The 3,388-nt window shown below is 40.9% G+C and carries 3 protein-coding genes; 1 reads left to right on the forward strand and 2 read right to left on the reverse strand.

All coding sequences use genetic code 11. The annotated features are described in order from the left end of the window. Positions 1–447: hypothetical protein (locus SGI74_11995; protein ID MDZ4678216.1), on the reverse strand; the 447-nt coding region annotated here is incomplete at its 3' end. Between the two features lie 557 nt (positions 448–1,004). Between SGI74_11995 and SGI74_12000 the strand changes: the two genes are divergently transcribed. Continuing rightward, positions 1,005–2,168, forward strand: coding sequence for an AAA family ATPase (locus SGI74_12000; protein ID MDZ4678217.1), 1,164 nt, complete (start codon positions 1,005–1,007; stop codon positions 2,166–2,168). Between the two features lie 4 nt (positions 2,169–2,172). On the opposite strand, the gene SGI74_12005 is transcribed toward SGI74_12000, so the two are convergent. Beyond that, a partial coding sequence (locus tag SGI74_12005; GenBank protein ID MDZ4678218.1) for a hypothetical protein occupies positions 2,173–3,388 on the reverse strand: 1,216 nt, incomplete at its 5' end.

The raw sequence follows: 3,388 nt of genomic DNA on the forward strand, positions 1-3,388 counted from the left end.
AGGCGTAATCGTAACTCTTAGTTTTCTTTGCTCACCTGAAGCTGGAGTATAAGTGCCTGCCGCACAAAGACCCACTGGAACTGAAACGGTAGATTTATTTTGAAATATTTGAGCCATCGTAAGAAGTGAGTCGGTTGATCCACCAGCAGTTCTTTGGGCATTGCCCACAGGTGAGCCGACGTTTAGCGCAAACACCCCTTTACTGGTAACAAGATTTTGGGCAAGCTGGGCTTCTTGATAAAGAATGCAGGTGCCTGCGTTATTTAAAATTTCAAACTTAAAATCTACAGTGTCTAGCAGTGGTGTCGTACCATCACTTTGATAAACTCTACCCTCGTAAGTGAAACTCTGAGGTGACTCTTCAAGAGCAAAGGAGGATTGGGAAACGAAAACGAGTCCCAAAACCATGAGACGAAGTAGTAATTCGAGTTTTGAAAAAACGTACATAATCACCTCTACCTAATGTTATTTATCGGCAGCCTAGCCAAAAGACTTTAGGCTATAAGTCGGGGGCGGTAATTGCTTAGAGGTATTGAGGACTTAAGAGCACCCTAATTGTTTAATTGTCGTCGTTTCTGACCCTTGAAAAGCCAGTCCTGATCTGCTTTGAAGTTGAGGTTGTACCCACAACAGAAGACTCCCATTTCCCAATTCGAGATCGCACTTTTATCGTGGTCCCTTGCGGGATTCCCCCGTCGCCGCCTGACGAAATCGCATATCCTGGAACTCCAGCTAAAGGTGTTGGAGTCGGGGTGGGGGGCGCATTATTCACCGGATTCTTATTTGCAGGGTCTCGATTTGCGACCAGTTTTTCAAGGCTCTCTTTACTACATGCAGAGGTCAAAACCGCGACAAGCACTGCCGCCGCCCCAAGAAAAGTGCTTAATCTAAAGTTATAAATCTTCATGTTTAGGTTTTCGGATTAACTAGACCGGGACTTTAGTTAAAAAGATGGTGGTAAAATTACGTTGCATTTTTACCACCATCTTATATTATATTAAAATATGATAGAGCGCACACTTCAAAGCCCACTCGTGAATTCATTGAAAACCAAATCCATACTACTATTAGGCCCTAGACAAACCGGTAAATCAACGCTGATAAAATCTCTAAATCCCGACGTTTCATTTAATTTAGCCCACGAAAAGACCTTCCTGGAGTTTATGAGAGAGCCTTCATATCTTGAGAATGTCTTGGCGGAACTCCCAAAGAAAAAGAAAACTCTAATTTTCATTGATGAAATCCAAAAGATCCCTCGATTAATGAACACCCTTCAAGTGTTGATCGATGAAAATAAAGAAGACTATCGATTCATTCTCACAGGTTCAAGTGCAAGAAAACTAAAGAGGAATAAAACAAATATGTTACCCGGCAGGCTTCATACTTACGAGCTAGGTTCTTTAACCTCTAAGGAGTTGGAGTATTCGCTAGATACGAACAAGGTTTTAAGTTTAGGCAGCTTGCCCGAAATATATTTAGAACAAGATCTTAAGTCAGCAAAGAAGCTATTAAAATCATATGCCACTACCTATCTTCATGAAGAAATCAAAGCAGAAGCTTTGACGAAAAACTTGGAATCATTCACACGGTTTCTTTTTAAAATGGCCGCTGAATCTTCAAAATTTCTTGATCTATCAAAAATATCAAGAGTAAGTGCAGTTCCACGACAAACGACGCAGAGATTTTTTGAGATCATGGAAGATACTCTCATCATAAAACGCTGTGACGCCTTTGCTAAAAGCGATAAACGAAGACTCACGCAACACCCACGGTTTTTCTTTTTTGATACGGGTGTTGTCAATGCAATGCTAAATAACTTTATGCCATCGGCAGATCGCATGGGTTTTTTATTTGAAACATTGGTGTTCAACCAGCTCTCAACTTCACTAGCCTATACAGACGAAGATTACCGCATCTCCTCATACCGAACTGAAGCTGGCACTGAAATCGACTTTATTCTAGAACTTGGGGAAAGACTTATAGCCATCGAAGTAAAGGTCGGCGGTTACAGCGATAAGGATTTGCGAGGATTTGAAAGTTTTCAAAGTTTCGTTGGGAAAAAAGAAATAGAAAAAATCGTCCTTGTTCCAGACAAACAAAGAAGTCAAAAAACCGGGGACATTCGCTTTTTAAGCTGGCAGGATTTTTTGAAAGAAAATGATTGGTAATCTTTTAATAAAAAATATACTTTAAAGTTCCAAACAGTAACCCTTGAGCTTCTCTATAAGGAAGACTTTGGTCAGGTGAAACTGAGGAGCTTCTAGCTTCAAAATAGTTGATCCTATACCCAATACCAAAGAGCCACTGAGGAATGGCCTCATATTGAAGCCCACCCATGAACCTAATCGACATCAAATTACCAGTTGTTCCGTAAGAAAGCTCTCCGCCAGTCTGCCACCGTTTTGAAAAAATAAAATCGGTAGATACTCCCGCCTCCGGAATCGTTGCGCGCTCGATGAAATATTTTTGATTTTGCGTGTTTTGATATTGATTGGCCCCAACAAAGAGCGAAACCCTCGAGGCTTGAATAAATCTGAGCATAGGAAATCCCTTAAAGAGCCAATTATAATGCCCTCGAAAATCGAAGCTCATAGGATTAGTATTTTGCGCCTGTGCATTGTAGTTCATCGCCTTAGTTAAAAAACCAAACTCAAACCCCATATGTTCAAAATTTTTGGGCCAGTATTTTCCCCTTAGTCCTGTGGCCATAAATTCTGGAATATCTTGTCCGTTTTGGGCCTGAACCCCTGACACCATCGCCATACTTATTCCTTGAAGTTCAAGCGTTGATCTTCTTAGTTTTTCAAGCAGACTCAAATCTTCTTTGATAACCGGCACGCGTACAACAATCTTTGTCTCTCGTTTTGGCTCTTCAGCAATAGCTTTTTCACTTTGTTGAACTTTAGCAGGTTTACGAACAACTTTTTTATTATGAGGTTTCACAAGCTTTGGCGGTTCTGAAGCAACCACTTCTTCAGGCAAAGTGATTTCTTCTTCTACAAATATCTCAAGTGGAGGATTTTCTTTAAACTTATCAACACTGTTATTGATTCCAGCATATTGGGTAGGTTTAAATCGCTGAACAATTTTAGGGGGATTTGGACCACTCACAATTTGGGCATTTCCTCTGACTAAGACCAAGTTAAATTCTCCGGCACTTTCTTTACCTGCGGGTTCAAGAACAATGAGCGTGTCAGGTTCAACGTCAATCAGAGTTCCATCTTTAAGTTCGATCCGAGTTCTTGAATCAGCCAGAGTTAAAATTGAATCGTAAAACTGAAGCGGTTTGTCGTCTTTTCCATCAAGCCAAAAAAGGCTCTCTTTTTCTCTCACCTGAACAGAGTTTCTGGTTTGAATGAGTCGCCCAATTCCGCCCTGAATCTCAGAG

Source organism: Oligoflexia bacterium, assembly GCA_034439615.1.
Lineage (GTDB): Bacteria > Bdellovibrionota > Bdellovibrionia > JABDDW01 > JABDDW01 > JAWXAT01.

Bases quoted from the DNA above. Each gene is read 5' to 3' on its own strand.
- SGI74_12000 (MDZ4678217.1), top strand. From the start codon at position 1,005: ATGATAGAGCGCACACTTCAAAGCCCACTCGTGAATTCATTGAAAACC.